This window comes from Saccharopolyspora kobensis, from assembly GCF_900108315.1.
Lineage (GTDB): Bacteria > Actinomycetota > Actinomycetes > Mycobacteriales > Pseudonocardiaceae > Saccharopolyspora > Saccharopolyspora kobensis.
Genome location: NZ_FNVB01000006.1, coordinates 253,068 through 274,183, shown reverse-complemented (window position 1 = coordinate 274,183; position 21,116 = coordinate 253,068). Strand labels below are relative to the sequence as shown.

Sequence of the window (21,116 nt, the reverse complement as noted above, 5' to 3'; positions counted from 1 at the left end):
TCGACGTGTCCGATACCCCTGGTAGTTCGCGCGCTCTCGCCGGGCTCGGCGACCGGATCCGCCGGTTGCGGGCCTCGCGCGGGCTCGACCAGGGCGAGCTCGCGGCCCGCGCGGAGCTCGACGTGTCGCACCTGATCAACATCGAGCAGGGCGAGATGACACCGGCGCTGGACGTGCTGGCCAGGCTGGCCACCGCGCTCGACGTCGGCCTGTCCCAGCTGTTCACCGACGGCAGGCCGGGACCGGCGGCGATGGTGTTGCGCGGCAACGAGGTCCCGACGGTCGACACCGACGGCATGGCGCTGCAGGTGCTGACCCCGCGCGCGGTGATCCCCGGCCTCTACGCCGCGCGCTACCGGATCTCCCCGACCAGCGAGGGAGTGCGCCCGGTCAAGCACGAGGGCCACGACTGGCTCTACGTGCTCAGCGGCCAGCTGCACGTGGACTTCGACCAGGGCGCCACGACGCTGCGGGCCGGGGACAGCGTGAGCTTCAGCGCCCGCGTCCCGCACCGCCTTTCGGCCCTGGGCGGAGCGCCCGCCGAGTTCCTCGCGGTGGGCGCGACGCTGCTCGCCTCACCTCGCGGTGAGGTCTGAGGGCACTGCCGTGGTCATACACCAGGACGGGCACTCGCAGTCCGGGGAAGCACTCAGCCGCTGAGCGACCACCCCAGCAACGCAACCACCACCAGGCTGTGGGGACTGATCAGATCTCCGGGAGGACTTCCGAGGCGATCTCCTCGACGGTCGACTCCTTGCCCGCGTAGGGGCCGTCGGCGCGCGGCCAGTGGGTGATCACGTCGGTGAAGCCGAGCTCGCGCGCGCGGCCCACCACGTCGCGGAAGTGCTCCACACTGGACATCGAGAACACCGGCGCCGCGTCGGCCTGCAGGTAGCGGTCGACCCTGGCCGGATCCCGCCCCTGCTCGGCGAGCGCCTCGGCGAAGCGCAGCGAGAGCTCGGCGACCGACCGCCACCACGCCTCCTGGTCCTCCGCCGCGCGGCCGGTGGTGACCCAGCCCTTGCCGTACCGGGCGGCCAGCTGCATCGAGCGGGGGCTGTTGGCGGCCACCACGAACGGCAGCCGGGGCAGCTGCACGCAGCCGGGGTGCCTGCGGGCCTCCACGGCGGAGTAGTAGGTGCCGGAGTAGTCGGTGGAGTCGTGGGTGAGGATCCGGTCCAGCAGCTCCAGGAACTCGGCGAACCGGTCGGAGCGCTGCGCGGGCGTCAGCTCCGGTTGGCCGAGCACCCGGCTGTCGAAGGCGGCGCTGCCCGCGCCGATGCCGAGCGTGATCCGGCCGTCGGAGATGTCGTCGAGCGCGGTGAGCTCCCGCGCGAAGTGCACCGGGTGCCGGAAGTTCGGCGAGGCGACCAGGGTGCCCAGCCGGATGGTCGAGGTGACCATCGCGGCCGCGGTCAAGGTCGGCACCGCGTCGAACCACGACTTGTCCACAAGGGACCGCCAGCCCAGGTGGTCGTAGGTCCAGGCGTGGGCGAAGCCGTACTCCTCGGCCATCCGCCACAGCGGCTCGGCGGCCCACCAACGGTGCTCCGGCAGAATCACGATCCCAACTCGCACACGTCGACCGTACTGGTCGAGCCCCACCGCCATCGACCCGATCAGGTGATGCGGGGTGGCGCGCGTCGCCTCGGCGGGGTGCTGGGTCCGGGGTCGCCCGCCCGCACCAGGCAGGATGGCGGCGTGCGCAAACCCGGCCTGGTGGCATCAGACGTGGACGGAACCCTGCTCGACCCGATGGAGCGGGTGAGCTCGCGAACCGCTGGGGCGGTGCAGCGGGTGGTCGCATCCGGGACGCCGTTCGTGCTGGTCACCGGTCGCCCGCCGCGCTGGATGCCGATGGTCGTCGAAGGCCTCGGGGTGGCCGGCGTGGCGGTGTGCGCGAACGGTGCGGTGCTCTACGACGCCGCTGCCGACCAGGTGCTCCAGAGCCACGTGATCGAGGCCCTGGAGCTGCACGACGTGGTGCGCGAGCTGCGCCACGAGCTGCCCGGCTGCGCCTTCGCGGTGGAGCGCACGACGGACGGCGCGCACGACCGGCCGCACGAGCAGTTCCTGGCCGAGGCCGATTTCCGCCGGGTGTGGCCGAACGCGGACATCCACGTCGCCGGCACCGACGAGCTGACCGGCAAGCCCGCGGTCAAGCTGCTGGTGCTGCACGAGCACATGACGAGCGCGGAGATGGCGGAGGCGGCGGGCGCGGTGCTCGGCTCCCAGCTGCAGCTGACCTACTCGACGTCGTCGGGTCTGATCGAGCTCTCGGCGGCCGGTGTGGACAAGGCGACCGGCCTGGCCGCGGTGGCCGCGGACCTCGGCGTCGACCAGGCCGACGTGATCGCCTTCGGCGACATGCCCAACGACGTCCCGATGCTGTCCTGGGCGGGCCGCGGGGTGGCGATGGGCAACGCCCACCCGGTCGCGCTGGCCGCGGCCGACGAGGTCACCACCAGCAACACCGACGACGGCGTAGCCGAATTCCTCAGCCGCTGGTGGTGACTGTTCCGCCTCTCCGCGATTCACAGTGGTGGTTGCGATCAGGAGTGATCTTGCGTTTTCGGGGTTCCTTGTGGCTGGGTTTCGTCACGTTCCCCTGGGGTGCGGTTGGGTGGGTCTCCGGACCGTGGCTCAGGGGTGCTTGCGCCGGGGCGGAGTTCGGGGAGGCCGTGCAGGTCTAGGTCGCCGCGGCTGCGGGCATCAACCGGGTTCAGGGCCGGGCGTGGCGCTGCTGGAGGACCGCCGCGCGGGCGCGGATCGGGTCGAGCTTCTCGTAGCCGCGCTGACCCGGGCAGACCGTCCGGCTCACGTCGCGGTGCCCGAAGATCGTCGGCAGCGAGACCGCGGCCCCGGCGGGGTGGTGCGAGTTGTTCGCCGGTTCGGCGACCAGTTCGGTCCGGCCGTCGGCGGGCACGCCCGCGGTGCCCAGCTTCCAGGCGCTGATCTCGGCGACCGACTCGACGGTCTTGCTGCTCGGCGTCGCCCGGTCGTAGTTGCCGAGCATCGACACGCCGAAGGTGTTGCGGTTGAAGCCCCGCGCGTGCCCGCCGACGACGTCGCCGCGCAGCCCGCCCGCGCGGCCCTCGAACACGGTGCCGCACTTGTCGACCAGCGCGTGGTAGCCGATGTCGCCCCACTTCAGCTCGACGGCGTGGTAGCGGTAGATCGCCCGCACGATGTCGGCGGACTGCGCGCAGCTGTAGTCGTTGGTGCCCGCGGTGTGGTGCACGATCACCGCTTTGGTCCGGGTCGGCTCCGGCGGCCAGGTCATCAGGTTCTCGTCGGCGCCCCACTGCGCCCGCCCGACGACCGGCGGTGACCCGGCGATCCGCGTGTCCGGGGTGACGGCGGCGCTCGTGCCCGGGTCGATCGCGATCAGCTCGAGGTCACCGGTCGCGTCCGCGCCGCCGCGGCTCGCCCGCACCTGCGCGGTGTCGGCCCGCCCGGTCCACAGTGGTTCGCTGCCGCCCGCTTCCGGCTCCAGCTCGGTCCACTCGCTCCACTCCCCGGAGCCGCGGGTGCGGACCTCGACCCGGTCCGGTGCCGGTCCCCGCCAGGCGAATCCGACCAGGTCGAACGGCGTGGAGGTGCGGACCTCGCGGGTCTGGGTGCGGTCCAGCGGAGCTTCGCGCAGCGGAATCCGGGTGCTCGACTCCGGGGCGGCGGCGCTCGCTGCGGGCAGCGCCGCCGTGGCCAGCAGCAGCGCGATCGGGAATCCGAGCCGACGACGCATTCGGTACCTCGTTTCCGCGCAGGGGTCCCGGCCGTCGGCCGGAACCGTTTGGTGGACCGAAGCGAGTATGCGGTGGACTCCGATCAGCCGCCGGTCAACTGCTCTGTCCGGGTGACCGCTGTCCCCAGTGGATGGTCCCGGGCCCCGGCGAGCGCTCCGGCGGAAGCCCCGAAATTCCCCGCTCGTCGCCGATTCCACCGGCGGGTGCGGCGATTTCAATGGAAATCGGACGTCGAATTTCAATTGAAATTGCGGAAACGCCGGTGTGTCGGGCGCGTGACACGCCGACGGATGCGCGATTCCAGCGGGGATCGAATCCGGTCAGCGGTAGTGCTGGGGCGCGGCGGCCGGCGGCACGTCGACGGGTGCGGGTGCGCGGACGGAATCGGGTCGGAACCGCGCGCAGGCCACCGCCGCGGCGACCAGGAACCCGATGCCGATCAGCGTGTAGGAGTTGCCGACCACCTGCTGCGAGAACGTCCAGGCCAGTTCCTTGTCCCCGGTGTTCGGCAGGTACCACTGCGGGGCGATCAGCACCGTCAGCGCGCACAGCACCACCGTGAACAGCACTCCGTACCAGCGGTGCCGCAACGACATCGCGAACAGCAGCGCGAGCGCCGGCCCGGCCCACACCCAGTGGTGCGACCAGGAGATCGGCGACACCAGCAGGATCCACACCGCGTTCAGGCACACCGCCAGCGGCAGGTTGCCGACCCGCAGCGCGTACCGCATGCCGAGCACCGCCAGCGCGAGCAGCAGCAGCGAGCCGATCACCCACAGCGCGTTCAGCTCGAAGCCGGTCACCGACTGCTTGGCGATCAGGCTGCGCAACGTCATGTTGCCCACGTAGACGGTGCCGAGGGAGTCGCCGGTGGAGAACATCGAGTCCAGCCACCAGTCCGCGGAGTCCTGCGGCATGGCGATCAGCCCGATCAGCACCGTCGCGGCGAACGTGATGCCGGTCACCGCCATCGCGCGGAAGTCGCGGCGCAGCAGGAACAGCAGCAGGAACCCGAGCGGTGTCAGCTTGATCGCGGCGGCGATGCCCACCAGCAGGCCGCGCGGCCAGCGGGTGCGCGGCAGCAGGCAGTCGGCCGCCACCAGGCCCATCAGCAGCAGGTTGATCTGCCCGTAGTTGAGCGTCTCGCGCGTCGGCTCGATCAGCGTGAGCCACGGCAGCAGCAGCGCGGTGGCCACCGCCAGCTGCCCGGCCCGCGGCGCGAAGTAGCTCGACGACCGGGCCAGCGAGTACGCGGTGACCAGGATCGCCAGGTGTGAGACGACCGACACCAGCACCACCGCGGTGTCGCCGGAGAGCCAGGTCAGCGGCACGAACAGCAGCACCGCGAACGGCGGGTAGATGAACGGCAGCGTGCCCGAGTCCGGCGACTCCGGGGTGAGGTCGTCGCCGTACACCTCGTTGCCGTTCAGCCAGGCGCGGGCGCCGAGCCGGTAGATCTCGGTGTCGATGTAGCCGCGGGTGTCGATCCAGTGCACGAACCAGATCGCGAGGATCTCCAGCACGATCGCCGCGACCAGCAGGTGCCGCCCGTCACGAGCACGTGTCACCCCGATGTTCACCACCCCGGATCCGGCGCCCGCGCTCGCGAGCGGCGGGAGCGGGGCGCAGCAGAATGCGATCCGCGATCCTACTCGGCTCACGACACGCCGGGCGGATCGCCCGACAGGTATTAGCAGTGACGAATAGTTGCGTGCCGTATTGCCGTTCTTACTCGGAGTGGGTGAGAGCAGAACGTTCAAAATGCCGAGAAGATGCTGTTTGCGGCGATATCAACACGCGCCGTAGCCATGCGTAGCCGCGAACGTCAACGCGGTTTCGGCCTTGCGGTAAGCCCCCAGTACCCTCGACGGCTGTGAGCTTCGCAGGCTATGACCTGATCGTTGTTGGTTCCGGATTCTTCGGCCTCACGATCGCAGAGCGCGCCGCCACCCAGCTGGACAAGCGGGTGCTGGTGCTGGACCGTCGTGACCACATCGGGGGCAACGCCTACTCGGAGGCGGAGCCCGAAACAGGCATCGAGGTGCACCGCTACGGGGCGCACCTCTTCCACACCTCGAACAAGCGCGTGTGGGACTACGTGAACCAGTTCACCGAGTTCACGGACTACCAGCACCGCGTGTTCACCAAGTATCAGGGCCAGATCTACTCGCTCCCGATGAACTTGAGCCTGCTCGGCCAGTTCTTCGGACGCGCCTTCACCCCGGACGAGGCGAAGGCGCTGATCGCCGAGCAGGCGTCCGAGATCGAGACTGCGGACGCGCAGAACCTCGAGGAGAAGGCCATCTCGCTGATCGGACGCCCGCTGTACGAGGCGTTCATCCGCGGCTACACGGCGAAGCAGTGGCAGACCGATCCCAAGGAGCTGCCCGCGGCGATCATCAGCCGCCTGCCGGTCCGCTACAACTTCAACAACCGGTACTTCAACGACAGCTACGAGGGCCTGCCGGTCGACGGCTACACCGCGTGGCTGAACAAGATGGCCGAGCACGACAACATCGAGGTCCGGCTCAACACCGACTTCTTCGACGTGCGCGGCGAGCTGCCGACCGGCGTCCCGGTGGTCTACACGGGCCCGCTGGACGGCTACTTCGACTACGTCGAGGGCGAGCTGGGCTGGCGCACCCTGGACTTCGAGACCGAGGTCGTGCAGACCGGCGACTTCCAGGGCACGTCGGTGATGAACTACGCCGACGAAGAGGTCCCGTACACCCGGATCCACGAGTTCCGGCACTTCCACCCGGAGCGGGACTACTACCCGAAGGACAAGACGGTCATCGTCCGCGAGTACTCGCGGTCCGCGGAGAGCGGGGACGAGCCGTACTACCCGATCAACACCCCGGAGGACCGGCGCAAGCTGGAGGCCTACCGCGAGCTGGCCAAGAAGGAGGCCAAGGAGCGCAAGGTCGTCTTCGGCGGGCGATTGGGCACCTACAAGTACCTGGACATGCACATGGCGATCGGCTCGGCGCTGAGCATGTTCGACAACAAGATCGCTCCATACTTCACCGAGGGCCGTTCGCTGGACGGCTCGCTGGAGGACTGACGTGACCGACCGGACCCCCCGAGAGGACCGTTCTCCCGCCGCGGGGGAGAGCAAGATCAGCGACGTGACGTCGATGCGCTCCGGTACCGCCGACGTGTCGTCCCAGCAGGTGCTGCAGCGCGTGGTGTTCCCGCGCAGCGAGGACCCGCTGGACGTGCGCCCGCTGTACATCGACGAGCCGGCGTCGCTGGACAGCGCCGCGACCGTCGTGTCACGGCGCCGGCTGCTGGTGCCCGCGCACCGCAAGATCTCCCTGGCCTCCTACTTCAACGCCTTCCCTGCCAGCTACTGGAAGCGTTGGACCAAGGTCGACGAGGTCGTGCTGCGGCTGAAGGTCAAGGGGGCCGGTCGGCTCGACGTCTACCGCTCGAAGGCCAACGGCGACAGCGTCCACCTGCAGGGCACCCCGGTGGACAGCGAGGGCTGGACGTCGCTGGAGTTCCGCGTGTCGCTGACGCCGTTCGAGGACGGCGGGTGGATCTGGTTCGACCTGTTCACCAACGACGTGCCGCTGGAGATCGACGAGGCGGCCTGGACCACCGACGTGCCGCTGCCCAAGCAGCAGGTCGTCATCGGCACCACCACGATGCGACCCGCCGACTGCGTGCTCGCCCTGCAGACGCTGGGCGAGGACCCGCAGGTCATGGAGGTCGTGCAGCGCGTCGTGGTGGCCGACCAGGGCCCGCAGAAGATCCGCGACACCGAGGGCTTCGACGAGGCGGCCCGCCGCATCGGCGACAAGCTGCACGTGATCGAGCAGGACAACATCGGCGGCTCGGGCGGTTTCGGCCGGGTCATGTACGAGGGCATCTACAACTCGGACGCCGACCAGGTCATGGTCATCGACGACGACATCGCGCTGGAGCCGGACGGCGTCCTGCGGGCGAACGCCTTCGCCCGCGCCGCGACGAACCCGGTGATCGTCGGCGGCCAGATGCTGAACCTGCAGGCCCGCTCGCGGCTGCACACCATGGGCGAGGTCGTCGACCTCGGCCAGGGCATCTGGCGGGCCGCGCCGGGCGCGGTCACCGACCACGACTTCGCCAAGAAGCCGCTGCGCAAGACCACCAAGCTGCACCAGCGCATCCACTCCACCTACAACGGCTGGTGGATGTGCCTGTTCCCGCGCGAGGTCATCGAGCGCACCGGGCTGCCGCTGCCGCTGTTCATCAAGCACGACGACTCGGAGTACTCGCTGCGCGCTGGCGAGCGCGGGTACCCGACGGTGACGCTGCCGGGTGCCGCGATCTGGCACATGCCGTGGACGGACAAGAACGACGCCACCGACTGGACGGCGTACTTCCACACCCGCAACCGGCTGATCCTCGCCGCGCTGCACAGCCCGGACGTGGTCAAGAACAACATCATCAAGCAGGGCCTGAAGCTGACGCTGCGGCACCTGCTGTCGATGGAGTACTCCACGGTCGCGGTGCAGCAGAAGGCGCTGGAGGACTTCATGGCGGGCCCGGAGGGACTGTTCGACAGCCTCCGCACGGCGCTGCCGGAGGTCCGGGAGCTGCGCAAGGACTACGACGACGCCAAGACGCTGCCGTCGGCCCGCGAGTTCCCGCCGCCCTCGGCGAACCCGATCATGGCCGAAGGCCTGCTCAAGCCGCCGGTGAACCCGGCGGTGATCGCGGCGCGCGCCTCCAAGGCGCTGCTGCACAACCTCAAGGAACCGGCCAAGGACGCCGGCGAGCGGCCGCAGCTGAACGTGCCCGCGGCCAGCGCCCGGTGGTTCCTGCTGGGCAACCTCGACAGCGCGACGGTGTCCAACGCCGACGGCAGCGGGGTGGCGTTCCGCCGCCGCGACCCGGAGGAGTTCCGCCGGCTGGGCATGCGCGCCATGGCCAACTACCGGCGGCTCGGCCAGGAGTGGAGCAGGCTGTGCGCCGTCTACCGCGCGGCGCTGCCCGAGCTGACCAGCCCGGAGTCCTGGAAACAGGTCTTCGACCAGAAGTGACCCCGATCCACCCGGAGACGATGTGGCAGAGCTGACGACGGCGACCGGTCCCGAAGAGGCAGTCGCCGCATCCGCCGACGAAGCACCGGCGACGGTCACACCCGAAACCGTCGCGCTGCGCAAGGTGCAGGGCGCGCTGGCCAAGCCAGCCGTGGTCAAGACCGCTCGGGCGATGTCGCTGTTCGGCGAGCACGCGGGTGGCTGGCTGGCCATCGGCGCGATCGGCGCGCTGGTGGACCGCGAGCGCCGCGGCGAGTGGCTCACCGCCGCCGCCGGAGTCGCCGTCGCGCACGGCGCCTCGATCGCGATCAAGCGCGTGGTGCGCCGCCGCCGGCCGTCCGACCCCGAGGTGCAGGTGCTGGTCGGCACGCCGAGCAAGCTGAGCTTCCCGTCCTCGCACGCGACGTCCACGACGGCCGCCGCGGTGCTCTACGGCGGGTTGACGGGCAAGAAGCTGACCCCGGCGCTGGTGCCGCCGATGATGGTCAGCCGCCTTGTCCTGGGGGTTCATTATCCGAGCGATGTGGTCGCCGGTTCTGCGCTCGGCGGTGCCGTGGCGTGGGGCGTGCGGCGATTCATGAGACGGCGGAGGAACCGTGGCTGACAAGAAGCAAACCGAGGCCGACACCGGCGAGACCGAGGCGGCTGAGGCCGACGGCAGCAGCAACGGTGCCGGTGTCGGCGAGGAGTTGACCGAGGACGCTGGTAAGTCCGACGCCGATGGCAGCAACAACGGTGCCCGCGTCGGCGCGGCGCTGGCCGAGGACGGCGGCAAGTCCGAGGCGGCTGAGTCCGACGGCAGCAACAGTGCCGGTGTCGGCGAGGAGTTGACCGAGGACGCTGGTAAGTCCGACGCCGATGGCAGCAACAACGGTGCCCGCGTCGGCGCGGCGCTGGCCGAGGACGGCGGCAAGTCCGAGGCGGCTGAGTCCGACGGCAGCAACAGTGCCGGTGTCGGCGAGGAGTTGACCGAGGACGCTGGTAAGTCCGACGCCGATGGCAGCAACAACGGTGCCCGCGTCGGCGCGGCGCTGGCCGAGGACGGCGGCAAGTCCGAGGCGGCTGGCCTTGTGGTGACCGACTCGGAGGGCAGCATCGGCGCCGAGTTCGGCGACGAGGTGCTGGAGCCCGAGCCGAAGCAGAAGTCCGACGACATCAAGGACAAGTCCTCGGACGCCTACCACGCGAAGGTGACCGCCAAGGCGGGCACCACGGCGGGCCTGGTCACCGGTCTGATCAAGGAACTGCGCCCCAAGCAGTGGGTGAAGAACGTCCTGGTGCTGGCCGTGCCGTTCGCGGCGGGCCAGATCCTGGACCCGAGCGTGCTCGGGCACGCCGTGGTGGCGTTCATCGTGTTCTCGATGGCCGCCTCCGGCATCTACTTCGTCAACGACGCCATCGACGTCGAGGCCGACCGCCAGCACCCGACCAAGCGCAACCGGCCGATCGCGGCGGGCCTGATCCCGCTGCCGATCGCGTACGCGGTGTGCGTGCTGCTGCTCGGCGGATCGCTGCTGATCTCCGGCCTGACCAGCATGTCGCTGTTCATGGTGATGGCGGTCTACATCGCCGTCCAGCTGGGCTACTGCTTCGGCCTGAAGCACCAGCCGGTGATCGACCTGTGCATCGTGGCCTCCGGCTTCCTGCTGCGCGCCATCGCCGGTGGTGCCGCCGCCGGTCTGGTCATCACGCAGTGGTTCTACCTGATCGTCGCGTTCGGCTCGCTGTTCATGGTGGCGGGCAAGCGCTACGCCGAGGTGAAGCTGGCGATGGAGACCGGTGCCAAGATCCGCAAGTCGCTGAAGGCGTACTCGCCGTCCTACCTGCGGTTCGTGTGGGCCATCGCGGCCGCGATCACGATCATGTCCTACGCCCTGTGGGCCTACGACATCCGCGAGTTCGAGATGTCCCGCTGGGGCCTGATCTCGATCGTCCCGATGGTGGTGGCGATCCTGCGCTACGCGGTCGACATCGACAAGGGCGTGGCGGGCGAACCGGAAGAAGTGGTCCTGAAGGACAAGGTCCTGATGGTCCTCGGCCTGATCCTGGCCGGCTGCCTCTTCCTGGCCTTCTACCTCTGAGCGACCCGAACAGCGCCCCCGGTTCCCGGACCGGGGGCGCTTTCGCGTTCACCGAGGTGGCGCCGCGACGGCTTGTTCACCTCTCGATCACCCGGATGGCAGCGCCTCTTCATCGCTCCGGGCGAGGGTTGAGCCCGTTTCCCGAACGATGGAGGTCCTCGTGCCCGAATCCGTTTCGCGGCGCAGCGTGCTGCTGGGCGGCACGCTCGCCGGCGCCGCAGCGCTGACCACTGCCGCCGCGCTGCCCGTTGCCGCGCTGCCGGGGGCCGGTTCGCCCCGCCGCGGTGAGGTCTTCACGCTGGGCGTCGCCTCCGGCGATCCCGCCCCCGACGGCGTGGTGCTGTGGACCCGGCTGGCCGCCGACCCGCTCGCCGAGGACGGCATGGGCGGCATGCCGGACAAGGCGCTCCCGGTGCAGTGGGAGGTCGCCGAGGACGAGCGGTTCGCCCGCGTCGTGCAGCGCGGTGAGGCGCAGGCCGCGCCGGAGCTGGGCCACAGCGTGCACGTCGAGCTGACCGGCCTGCGCCCGGACCGCGACTACTTCTACCGCTTCCGCGCCGGGGATTCGCTGTCGCCGACCGGCCGCACCCGAACCGCGCCGCTGCCCGGCGCGCTGACCAGCCTGTCCATGGCGTTCGCGTCGTGCGCGCAGTACGAGCACGGCTACTTCACCGCCTACCGCCACCTCGCCGACGAGCACCCGGACCTGGTCCTGCACCTGGGCGACTACAACTACGAGTACGAGGCGGGCGTCTACGTGGCGCCGGGCGGCAACCCGCGCGACCACGCCGGGCCGGAGACCGAGACGCTGGCGAACTACCGGCAGCGGCACGCCCAGTACAAGTCCGACCCCGACCTCCAGCACGCGCACGCGGCGGCCCCGTGGGTCGTGGTGTGGGACGACCACGAGGTGGACAACAACTGGGCCGACGAGATCCACGAGAAGCCGGAGATCCCGCAGCCGCACTTCCTGGAGCGCCGCAAGGCCGCCTTCCAGGCCTACTACGAGAACATGCCGCTGCGCCGGGCGCAGATCCCGCGCGGCATCGACCTGCGCCTGCACCGCCGCGTCCAGTGGGGCCGGCTGGCCAGCTTCCACATGCTCGACACCCGCCAGTACCGCGACGACCAGGTGGGCGGCGACAAGTTCCCGACCCAGGACCCGCAGCGGCTCGACCCGAAGCGCAGCCTCACCGGCGCCGAGCAGGAGCGCTGGCTGCTCAAGGGCCTGCAGCAGTCCAACGCCCGCTGGGACGTGCTGGGACAGCAGGTCATGTTCGCCGAGATCGACTACCTCAACGGCGAGGAGAAGGGCTACAACCCGGACGCCTGGGACGGCTACGTCGGCTCCCGCGAGCGCGTCGTGCAGGGCTGGAAGCGGGCCAAGGTGCGCAACCCGGTGGTGCTGACCGGCGACGTGCACACCCACTGGGCCAACGACATCCACCACCGCGACGAGATCGTCGGCACCGAGCTGACCACGACGTCGATCACCAGCGGCGGCGACGGATCGGCCCAGCTCACGGACAAGGAGAAGGCGTACCTGGAGGAGAACCCGCACGTCCGCCTCTACAGCAACCAGCGCGGCTACATCAGCACCAGGATCACGCCCGACGAGCTGCGCGCGGACTACCGGGTCCTCCCGTACGTCTCCAAGCCGGGAGCGCCGGTGCAAACCCTCGCCTCGTTCGTGATCGAAGACGGCAAACCGGGGCTCAACGAGGCCTGACGGTGGTGCCCGGCCCGTTCTGCTGAGCGCGGTAGGTCAGGTGCCGTGAGTGCTTTGGGGTGCTATAGCCCCACAAAGCACTCACGGGCACCCGGCTCAGGTCCGCCGGCCCGTCGCGGCGAGGGTGCCGAGCAGTGCCAGGGCCTCGCTGCTCGGCGAGCCCGGTTCGGCGTGGTAGACGACGAGCTCCTGGCCGGGGCGGGATCGCACGTCGAAGGTCTGCATGGTCAGCGTCAGCGGTCCGACGTCGCGGTGCTCGAAGTCCTTGCGCTCCAGTGCTTTGCCGCGGGCGTCGTGGCTGCTCCACAGCTCGGCGAACGCGGAGCTGGCGTCGAGCAGCTCCGCGAGCACCTGCTGGATCCGCGGGTCGTCGGGTGCTTTGCCGTGGCCGAGGCGGAAGCCCGCGACGGAGTTGCGGGCGACCTCGCGCCAGTCCCGGTAGAACGTCCGCGCCGCCGGATCGGTGAACACGACGTGCATCAGGTTCCGCGAGTGCGCCCAGTCGTGGAAGAGCGCGTCCGCGATCGCGTTGGACGCCAGCACGTCGAACGCCCGGTTGTAGACGATGGCCGGGTTGTGCGGCCACGCGGACATCAGCTCCAGCAGGCTCGGGTCGACCCGGTCGGGCACCGCGGCGGCGCGGGCGCGCGGACTCAGCCCGGCCAGGCGGAACAGGTGCTGGCGGCCGTCCTCGCCGAGGCGGAGCGCGGTGGCCAGGGCATCGACCACCTGCGCCGACGGTGTTCGCTCACGGCCCTGCTCGAGCCGGATGTAGTAGTCGACGCTCACCCCGGCCAGCAGGGCGACCTCTTCGCGCCGCAGCCCGGGGACCCGGCGGGGACCGGTGCTGGGCAGGTTCGCCTCGTCCGGGCGAGCTGCGCCCGCCGCCCGCTGAGGTACTCGCCGAGTTCGGATCGTCCCACGTCGGCAGCGTAGGGGAGCCGACCGGCGGCCGTCGTGGGTGCAGTGCTCCCAGGAACGTCGTGGCCTCCCGCGGGGCGGCGGGCCCGGACATCGTCGTGAGCATGACCGATGAATCGCAGGACCGGAAGATCGTGCTCGTCACCGGAGCCAGCAGCGGGATCGGCGAGGCCATCGCCACCCGCCTGGTCGGCAGCGGGCACCACGTCGTCGCGGGTGCGCGGCGGCAAGACCGGTTGCAGGAGCTGGCCGAGCGCACCGCACCGCGGGCGAGCCGCTCGGGCGGGAGCCTGCACCCGGTCCGGCTCGACGTCACCGACCGGGCGGACGTCGCAGCGTTCGTCGAGCTCGCCCGCGAGCGGTTCGGGCGCGTCGACGTCCTGGTCAACAACGCCGGAGTCATGCCGCTGTCACGCCTGGACAGCCTGCTCGTCGACGAGTGGGACCGGATGATCGACGTCAACGTGCGCGGCCTGCTGCACGGGATCGCCGCCGCGCTGCCGCACTTCACCGCGCAGGGTTCCGGGCACTTCGTGACGATCGCGAGCATCGGAGCGCACCAGGTGGTGCCCACCGGCGCCGTGTACTCCGGCACGAAGTACGCGGCCTGGGCGATCACCGAGGGCCTGCGACAGGAAGCCGACCCCGCGATCCGGGTCACGACCATCTCGCCGGGCGTGGTCACCTCCGAACTCGCGGACTCCATCACCGACCGGGAAGCGGCCGCGGCGATGCGCACCTACCGGAAGCACGCGATGGAACCGGATGCCATCGCGGGCGCGGTGTCCTACGCCCTGGACCAGCCCGACGACGTGGACGTGAACGAGATCGTCGTCCGACCGACCCGCCAGCGCTGAACGAGGAGAACCCGATGACCACCCCCACCAGCTGGGACCTCACCGGCCGCGTCGCGGTCGTCACCGGCGCCGCCCGCGGTATCGGGCGCGCCACCGCCGAGCTGCTCCGAGCACGCGGTGCCCGCCTGGTCGTCACCGACCAGGCCCCGGCCGTCGCGGAGCTCGCCGAGGCCGCCCCGGACCACGTGGCCGCACTCGTCGGCGACGTCGCGGACGAGGACCTGGCCCGGGAGACGATGGCACTGGCCCGCGATCGGTTCGGCCGCCTCGACGTCCTGGTCAACAACGCGGGCCGCACGCTGAACAAACCGGTCACCGAGACCTCCGTCGAGGACTTCGAAGCCATCATGCGCGTCAACGCGCGCGGGAACTTCGTCCAGGCGCGCGAGGCGTTCCGGGCGATGGAGGCCGGCGGTGCGATCGTCTCGATCGCTTCGGTCTCGTCGGTCGTCGCCTTCGAGACGCAGACCGCCTACGCCGCGTCCAAGGGCGCGCTGGCGCAGATGACGCGCGTGCTCGCCATCGAGGGCGGTCCGAAGGGCATCCGCTCCAACGCGGTGCTGCCCGGCGTGATCGACACCGACATCATGGAGGGCGTCGTCGACAACGGCCGCGAGATGCTCGCCTCCTTCGGGCCGTCGCACCCGATCGGCCGGATCGGACGGCCCGAGGAGGTCGCCGAAGCGGTTGCCTTCCTGGCCTCCGACGCGGCGAGCTTCATCACCGGCGCGCTGGTCGCCGTCGACGGCGGGTGGACCGCCCGGTGAGCCGGGCGGTTCCCGCTACGGGCGCCGGTTGCTGAGGCCGAGTCGGTCGGTGACCTCGTGGGCCATGGCGATCGCGTAGGACTGGCCGCGGTCCTGCGGGTAGATCTGGGACATCGTCGCCAGCGTCACGCCGGGCATCTTCGTGCGGTGCCCGGGGATCAGCGAGCGGTACTCCGGCGTCACGATCGGCTGGGCGAAGGGCGCCTTGGAGAAGTGCCAGTTCCGGATCCAGGAGCGGTCGAACTCCGGGTTCAGCTTGCGCAGCCAGGGCACGTAGCGCTCCAGCAGTTCGGCCGGGTCGGTGTTGAACCGCCAGTCGTCGCGCGGCACGTAGTTTCCGACGTAGACGATGTGGCGGCCGCCGTACTCGGCGGGATCGACCATGTTCGTGTGCTCCACGACCGCCAGGAACGGGAACGCCGTGTCGTTGATGTTCAGCCAGTAGTGCGGGATGACGCTGCGGTCGCACTCCAGGATGAAGCACGTCGCGCCCAGGTACTGGTTGCGCCACAGCACGTCGTCGGTCTCGATGCCCGCCGCTTGCGCGAACACCGGCTGGGGGACGGTGACGATCACCCGGTCGAACTCGTAGCTGCTGCCGTCCCCGGCACCGACCAGGACCGTCGCGCCGGGCTGGCGGATGGTGGCCACCGGTTTGCCGAACTCGACCTTCCCGCCGCGCTCGGTCACCGCGTCCAGCAGCGCGCGGTACACCTGCTCGAAACCGCCGTGCACGTAACCGAGTTCGAAGGTGCGGTAGTGGATCCTGGCCCACAGCCAGGCCATCGAGATCTGCTCGGCGTGGATGCCGAACTTGCCCTCCAGCAGCGGTTCCCAGATGTTCGCGGTGACGCGCCGCCCGGCCCAGCGGCGCATCCACTCCAGCGCCCGCACCGAGTTGAACCGCTGCCCGCTGCGAACCGCCTTCAGAACCGCCGCCGTCGCCCCGAAGCGGAACTTGTCCAGCAGCGAGAAGCCCGGGAACCGCAGCATCTCCTGCGGGGTGCCGAAGTCGTGCAGCTGCCCGTCGACGTAGACCCCGGTGGTGGGCCGGTGGAACCACAGCAGGTGGCCGAGCCCGAGCTCCTCGACGAGCCCGATCATGGCCCGGTCGGTGCGGAAGCTGTGGTGGTAGAAGCGCTCCAGCGGCGTGCCGCCGACCTCGATCGACGCGGCCAGCCCGCCCAGTTCGGCGGAGGCCTCCAGCACCGTCACGTCGTGCCCGGCCTTGACCGCGTCGTAGGCCGCGGTCAACCCGGTAGCACCAGCACCGACGATGCCGACTCTCATCCGAAGCTCCACTTCTTGTTGATGGTGTACTGGACGATCAGGACGATCGGCAGGGACGCCGCTTTGACCAGGTTCGGGTCGATGCCGAGCCAGCCGGAGAAGACCTGCAGCAGCGCGAACGTCAGGCCGATGCCCGCCACGCCGACGGCGTAGAACCGCAGGAAGCGCACCAGGATCCGGTCCCGCTTGCGGAAGTTGAACAGCGCGTTGAGCACGAAGTTGTTCGTGATGCCCGCGGTCGTGCTGATCACGTTGGCCACCTGCTCGTGCAGCCCGAAAGCGTTGTACAGCAGCAGGAACAGCAGGTAGTCCAGCAGCACTCCGCTGGCGCCGATCGCCGCGTAGCGCAGCAGCTCCGGGCTGACCAGCGGCCGCTGTTCAGTCCGCGTCATGCCGGATCACATCCCGCACGATGTAGAGCGGACGTTGCTGCACCTCGCTGTAGATGCGGCCGACGTAGCTGCCGATAACCCCGAGCGAGAGCATCTGCAGCCCGCCGAGGAACAGCATGGCGACCATGAGCATGGTCCAGCCGGACACCGTCACCGCGGGGAAGAACAGCCGTAGCGTCACCGCGTAGATGATGCCGAGCAGCGCCAGCCCCAAGGTGATGAACCCCATCCGGGTGATCATCTTGAGCGGGACGGTGGAGAAGCCGGTGACGCCGTCGGCCGCCAGCCGCAGCATCTTGCGCATCGGGTACTTGGTCTCGCCCGCGACGCGCTCGTCGCGGTCGAACAGCACCTCCTGCTGCTCGAAGCCCATCGAGGCGACCATGCCGCGGATGAACCGGCTGCGCTCGCGGAAACCGCGCAGCTCCTCGGCGGCGCGGCGGTTGAGCAGCCGGAAGTCGCCGGTGTCCACCGGGATGTCGACCTCGGCGCAGCGCCGCAGCACCCGGTAGTAACCGGCGGCGGTGACGCGCTTGAACGGCGTGTCCTGGCGGGTGCGGCGGCGCGCGGACACGATCTCCGCGCCTGCCACCCACGCGTCGATCAGCTCCAGGCTGACCTGCGGCGGGTCCTGCAGATCGGTGTCCATCACGATCACCGCGTCGCCGCGGGCGTGGTCCAGCCCGGCGGTGATGGCGATCTGGTGGCCGTAGTTGCGCGCGAAGTCCACCACCCGCACCCGCGGGTCGTTCTTCGCGATGTCCCGCAGGACTTCCAGCGAACCGTCCGCGGATCCGTCGTTGACGTAGACGAACTCGTAGTCGAACTCGGGGCGGGTCGCGGTGGTGGAGGTCAGCTCCTCGTGGAAGTGGCGGATGCCGTCCACCTCGTTGAAGACGGGGAGCACGTAGGAGACCAGCGGGGGGCCTTCCGGAGCGCTGCTGCGCGGTTGCTGCTGCGGCACCGGAATCCGGACCTGCTGGCGCATCGTGTCGGCCATGGTCACTCCCCTCGCCAACCCCACCGTGGAACAGGAACGCGTTGCACGTCGTATTCGTTGCCCGGCATCGGGTAATGCACCTCGATGAGGTGGCCCCATTCGGAGTACTCCGGGGTTTTCTCGACGCCGAGTGGTCGGGTCGGTACTTCTTTCTGGTGACCGACTTCCCGCACACCGGCGAAGACACCGCCGATGTCGCGGACGTATGCGGCACTGCCGCCGAAACCCGTGCCGCTGGGCGGGATCACGAGGTGCGCGGGCGGCTCGACCAGGCCGCCGGCCACCCGCGGCACGTCCTGCAGGCACGGCGCGTTCCAGGTCATCGACCAGTCCACCAGGACCGGCGCCTCGCCGCGCAGGTACTCCGGGAGCGGCACGACGTTCCGGACGCGCGGCCCGGCCACCGCGAGCCAGCCCGCGGGATCGGTGGTGCCGTCCACCGCGCGGATCCGCACCGCGGTCGCCCCGGCCGGGATGTCCCGGGCGGGAACCGGCAGGTCGCGCCAGGCGGGGTGGTCCTGCGGGCGGTCCGGCACCACGTGGTCGGCGGGGTAGGCCGGGCGCTCGTCGGCGTCCAGCCAGGTGTCGTCCAGGACGTGCTCGCCGAGGACGCCGGTGGGCGAGGCGAATTCCAGCGCCACCCGGTTGCCGTCGCCGCTGCGCCCGGCGACCGCCACCGCGAGCTCCTGGTCCGGGGCGAGCGCGGGCAGCGAGTACCAGCCGGTGGTGAGCTCGCCGGTGGAGATCTGTCCGCCGCCCAGGCTGCCCCAGAACTCGTTCACCCCTTCGGGTGGCGCGAATTCTTGCGCGTGCCCGGTGCCGGCGCTGAAGCCGTAGCTCTCGGCAGGTCCGTTCGAGGCCGGCGCACCGCCGGGAACGTCCGGGGTGGCGACCACGTGGTCCGCGATGCCGCAGCTGCCGCCGGACAGCGCGGCCAGGCCCTGGCCGCCGATCGAATAGGCATCGGCCTGCCGGATGGGCGCGAGGACGAACGAACCGAGCACGATCGCCACCGTCACCCCCACCGCGCCCACGCCGACCAGCGCGGGAATCCGGACGAGCAGCCGCCGAGCCCGGCCGGTGCGTCCACTCAGGACGGACACCGCCAGTGCCGCGGCCACCGCGAGCAACCACCACGCGGGGTTGTTCAGCGGTCGCACCGGCTGCTCTCCCCAAGGCACTCCGAACTGGGAGTGCAGGAACCAGTTGTTCTTTCCAGCGAACGCCAGCGCCGCGGCGAGCGCGGCGAGGGCGGTGCACAGCCCACCCGCCACCAGCACCACCCGGTCGCGGGCGAGGTGCCGGGCGGCGAATGTGATCAGGACCGCACCTGCGGTCAGCGTAGCGGCTCCGACTCCGGCCAGCGCGCCGAAATAGTGCGTCCATTTGGAGGGTGTCGCGATCATGAGGAGGACGCTCAGCAGCAGGCAGAGCGGCGGCACGTGCGCCAGCGCCATGCCGGGCAGGCGCCGGGCGCCGCGCAGCAGCAGCAGGCCGCTGTAGCCGGCGATGAGCGCGGTCAGCAGCACCGGAGCGCGTCGCGCGATGTCGCCCTGCAGGTCGAAGCCGAGCAGGTACTGGTAGCGCAGGACTTCCTGGAACCAGGGCACGTCCGGCCCGTAGTGCGCGTGCAGCTCGGTCGCCTTGCGGACGCCGAACAGCGACTGGTCGGCGAACATCACCACCACGCCGACGGCGGCGATACCACCGAGCAGCGCCACGACGGGCACGCTGAGCAGCCGCCGCAGCTGCGGTGCGAGCACCGCGAACGGCGCGAGCGCGGTGATGCCCATCGGGTTCACCGCGACCGACAGCCCGGCTGCCAGCGCGGCGAGCCCCAGCCACGCGACCCGGTCGCGCCGCACCGCCTGGAGGACGCAGGCGAGCACTGCGGCCAGGCCCAGCGCTTCGAACGGTTCCGGGCGCACGCCCAGTCCGAACGGCAGCCACCAGGCCAGGAAGCTCACGGCGGCCAGCAGCCGGACCGAACCGAGTCGGGAGTGCTCCGGCAGCACCGCGCCGAGGATTCCGCGGCTGAGCACGAGCCAGGTCAGCGCGGCCGCGACCACGCTCGGGATGCGCAGGGCGAGCGGATTGGCACTCCACGCGGCGACGGGTTCGAGCAGGTGCTGGACCAGCGTGAACGGGGCTTCGGAGGCGTTCTCCCAGCGGTAGTAGTTGCCGATGTCGCCGGTCAGCAGGCCGTTGCGGACGGTCATCGCGGCGAACGAGTCGTCCGGCGTGGTCGGTCCGACCACCCACCACCCCGCGAGCACGATGAACAGCCCGACGTCGACGAGGCGCCCCAGCACCGGACTCCGCCCGCGAGATGCAATTTCAATTGAAATTGGACGTCTGATTTCCATTGAAATTGCGCCACCATCCGACGCGCCGTCGGAGTGTCGGGCGGCGACACGCCGACGGTCCGCAATTTCAATTGAAATTGGGGGTTCGATTTCCATTGAAATTGCGTGCTTCCGGCGGGACCGGTCGTGGGCGAGGAGGGTGGCGAAGGCGAGGAGGACGAGGACGATCTGGGTGGTGACCAGGAGGTTCTTGGTCGTGGTGGGGGAGTTCTCGAACCAGTTCGCCGTGGTCACCCGGACCTGGAGGCCGGTCGCCTGCTCGGGTTCGAGGTCGGTGGCGAACGCGACGATGTCCCGGACTCGCACACCGGGCAGCTCCACCGCCCGGTCGCCGATCCGCGCCCGGCTGCCCGTGCTGTCTGCGTCGATGGCGACGTCGCAAGCTGCGGTGATCGGCGCGCGCAGCGCTTCGCGGCCGCCGATCAGGGCGATCACGTGGTCGTTCGCGGTGGTGACGGCGAAGCCCTCGGTGGGCTGGCCGGGCGGTCGGCTGGCGACCAGCGTGGTCGGGGCGGCGCGCTGCTGCCCGGCGCGGACCACCGGGCACGGGATCCGCACCTGTCCCTCGGCCGGGTGGTACGGCACGACGAAGGCCAGCGTGCTTTCGGGCAGCTGCCCGGCTTTCGGCCAGGTCGCGGTGACCTGCTGGGTGATCACCGGTGCCAGCGGCACGGCGAGTGCGACCAGCACGCCCAGCATTCCGACGAGCAGCCCGACGGCGCCGGGAAACCGGCGCTCGCGCGGGGTCGGCGCGGGCAGCGGGCGGTCGAGTTCCGCCGCTCCCGCCCGGTCCGCCACGATGCCCCCCGGTCAACTGGCTGGATGCACAATGCGAACCAGTTTCAGCCAGCCGACCGGATCCCGCAGCACCTGAACGAGCGTCACCCGTCCTCCCACCCCGGGCAGGGCCGCGTCGCTTTCGCCCGAAATCGACCGCCGC

At 70.4% G+C, this 21,116-nt stretch carries 16 protein-coding genes and 1 pseudogene; 9 read left to right on the top strand and 8 right to left on the bottom strand.

What is annotated here, in order from left to right; translation table 11 throughout:
- The first annotated feature begins 5 nt into the window (after window positions 1–5).
- Window positions 6–596 (top strand): helix-turn-helix domain-containing protein, encoded by a 591-nt coding sequence (locus tag C4T78_RS21715; RefSeq protein ID WP_235863457.1) that lies wholly within the window; start codon window positions 6–8, stop codon window positions 594–596.
- A gap of 109 nt (window positions 597–705) precedes the next feature.
- Here the strand turns inward: C4T78_RS21715 and C4T78_RS21710 are convergent, their stop codons facing one another.
- Complete coding sequence (locus tag C4T78_RS21710; RefSeq protein ID WP_093351080.1) at window positions 706–1,578, bottom strand: LLM class flavin-dependent oxidoreductase; 873 nt, start codon at window positions 1,576–1,578, stop codon at window positions 706–708.
- A gap of 123 nt (window positions 1,579–1,701) precedes the next feature.
- On the opposite strand from C4T78_RS21710, the gene C4T78_RS21705 reads away from it, so the two are divergent.
- A complete protein-coding gene (locus C4T78_RS21705) occupies window positions 1,702–2,514 on the top strand; it encodes an HAD family hydrolase (RefSeq protein WP_093351083.1) in 813 nt (270 codons plus the stop codon).
- A gap of 208 nt (window positions 2,515–2,722) precedes the next feature.
- Here the strand turns inward: C4T78_RS21705 and C4T78_RS21700 are convergent, their stop codons facing one another.
- Window positions 2,723–3,745, bottom strand: coding sequence for a peptidoglycan recognition protein family protein (locus C4T78_RS21700; protein WP_093351085.1), 1,023 nt, complete (start codon window positions 3,743–3,745; stop codon window positions 2,723–2,725).
- Between the two features lie 321 nt (window positions 3,746–4,066).
- Window positions 4,067–5,314, bottom strand: a complete 1,248-nt coding sequence (locus C4T78_RS21695) for a glycosyltransferase 87 family protein (RefSeq protein ID WP_103908152.1) — start codon at window positions 5,312–5,314, stop codon at window positions 4,067–4,069.
- Window positions 5,315–5,619: 305 nt separating this feature from the next.
- On the opposite strand from C4T78_RS21695, the gene glf reads away from it, so the two are divergent.
- From glf to C4T78_RS21670, 5 genes are all read left to right on the top strand, one after another.
- Complete coding sequence (gene glf / locus C4T78_RS21690; RefSeq protein WP_093351088.1) at window positions 5,620–6,810, top strand: UDP-galactopyranose mutase; 1,191 nt, start codon at window positions 5,620–5,622, stop codon at window positions 6,808–6,810.
- Between the two features lies 1 nt (window position 6,811).
- On the top strand, window positions 6,812–8,773 hold the full coding sequence (locus tag C4T78_RS21685) for a glycosyltransferase (RefSeq protein ID WP_093351090.1): 1,962 nt from the start codon (window positions 6,812–6,814) through the stop codon (window positions 8,771–8,773).
- A gap of 22 nt (window positions 8,774–8,795) precedes the next feature.
- The gene (locus C4T78_RS21680; protein ID WP_374703891.1) at window positions 8,796–9,377 is read left to right on the top strand and encodes a phosphatase PAP2 family protein; all 582 of its coding nucleotides are present in this window, start codon (window positions 8,796–8,798) and stop codon (window positions 9,375–9,377) included.
- 514 nt (window positions 9,378–9,891) lie between these two features.
- Complete coding sequence (locus tag C4T78_RS21675; RefSeq protein WP_374703896.1) at window positions 9,892–10,854, top strand: decaprenyl-phosphate phosphoribosyltransferase; 963 nt, start codon at window positions 9,892–9,894, stop codon at window positions 10,852–10,854.
- Between the two features lie 148 nt (window positions 10,855–11,002).
- Window positions 11,003–12,583: an alkaline phosphatase D family protein gene (locus tag C4T78_RS21670; protein WP_093356292.1), complete on the top strand. Its 1,581-nt coding sequence runs from the start codon at window positions 11,003–11,005 to the stop codon at window positions 12,581–12,583.
- A 96-nt stretch (window positions 12,584–12,679) separates the two neighbouring features.
- Here C4T78_RS21670 and C4T78_RS21665 read toward each other — a convergent pair.
- Window positions 12,680–13,506: pseudogene (locus tag C4T78_RS21665) on the bottom strand (helix-turn-helix domain-containing protein).
- 102 nt (window positions 13,507–13,608) lie between these two features.
- Between C4T78_RS21665 and C4T78_RS21660 the strand changes: the two are divergent.
- Together C4T78_RS21660 and C4T78_RS21655 are read left to right on the top strand one after the other, a co-directional pair.
- On the top strand, window positions 13,609–14,361 hold the full coding sequence (locus tag C4T78_RS21660; protein WP_093356340.1) for an SDR family oxidoreductase: 753 nt from the start codon (window positions 13,609–13,611) through the stop codon (window positions 14,359–14,361).
- Between the two features lie 14 nt (window positions 14,362–14,375).
- Window positions 14,376–15,128 (top strand): SDR family NAD(P)-dependent oxidoreductase, encoded by a 753-nt coding sequence (locus tag C4T78_RS21655; protein ID WP_093356291.1) that lies wholly within the window; start codon window positions 14,376–14,378, stop codon window positions 15,126–15,128.
- A 15-nt stretch (window positions 15,129–15,143) separates the two neighbouring features.
- Here the strand turns inward: C4T78_RS21655 and C4T78_RS21650 are convergent, their stop codons facing one another.
- The 4 genes from C4T78_RS21650 to C4T78_RS21635 are packed head-to-tail and all read right to left on the bottom strand — an operon-like array spanning window position 15,144 to window position 20,974.
- Window positions 15,144–16,418 (bottom strand): NAD(P)/FAD-dependent oxidoreductase, encoded by a 1,275-nt coding sequence (locus tag C4T78_RS21650; RefSeq protein ID WP_093356289.1) that lies wholly within the window; start codon window positions 16,416–16,418, stop codon window positions 15,144–15,146.
- On the bottom strand, window positions 16,415–16,810 hold the full coding sequence (locus C4T78_RS21645; RefSeq protein ID WP_093356288.1) for a GtrA family protein: 396 nt from the start codon (window positions 16,808–16,810) through the stop codon (window positions 16,415–16,417). The genes C4T78_RS21650 and C4T78_RS21645 overlap by 4 nt, the downstream gene beginning before the upstream one ends.
- Window positions 16,797–17,810: a glycosyltransferase family 2 protein gene (locus tag C4T78_RS21640; protein WP_093356287.1), complete on the bottom strand. Its 1,014-nt coding sequence runs from the start codon at window positions 17,808–17,810 to the stop codon at window positions 16,797–16,799. Before C4T78_RS21640 ends, C4T78_RS21645 begins: the two co-directional genes overlap by 14 nt.
- Window positions 17,811–17,812: 2 nt before the next feature.
- Window positions 17,813–20,974, bottom strand: coding sequence for an arabinosyltransferase domain-containing protein (locus tag C4T78_RS21635; RefSeq protein ID WP_235863721.1), 3,162 nt, complete (start codon window positions 20,972–20,974; stop codon window positions 17,813–17,815).
- Window positions 20,975–21,116 lie beyond the last annotated feature (142 nt).

Bases quoted from the DNA above. Each gene is read 5' to 3' on its own strand.
- C4T78_RS21645 (WP_093356288.1), bottom strand. From the start codon at position 16,810: ATGACGCGGACTGAACAGCGGCCGCTGGTCAGCCCGGAGCTGCTGCGC.
- C4T78_RS21650 (WP_093356289.1), bottom strand. From the start codon at position 16,418: ATGAGAGTCGGCATCGTCGGTGCTGGTGCTACCGGGTTGACCGCGGCC.
- C4T78_RS21640 (WP_093356287.1), bottom strand. From the start codon at position 17,810: ATGGCCGACACGATGCGCCAGCAGGTCCGGATTCCGGTGCCGCAGCAG.
- C4T78_RS21670 (WP_093356292.1), top strand. From the start codon at position 11,003: ATGGAGGTCCTCGTGCCCGAATCCGTTTCGCGGCGCAGCGTGCTGCTG.
- C4T78_RS21700 (WP_093351085.1), bottom strand. From the start codon at position 3,745: ATGCGTCGTCGGCTCGGATTCCCGATCGCGCTGCTGCTGGCCACGGCG.
- C4T78_RS21660 (WP_093356340.1), top strand. From the start codon at position 13,609: ATGACCGATGAATCGCAGGACCGGAAGATCGTGCTCGTCACCGGAGCC.
- C4T78_RS21655 (WP_093356291.1), top strand. From the start codon at position 14,376: ATGACCACCCCCACCAGCTGGGACCTCACCGGCCGCGTCGCGGTCGTC.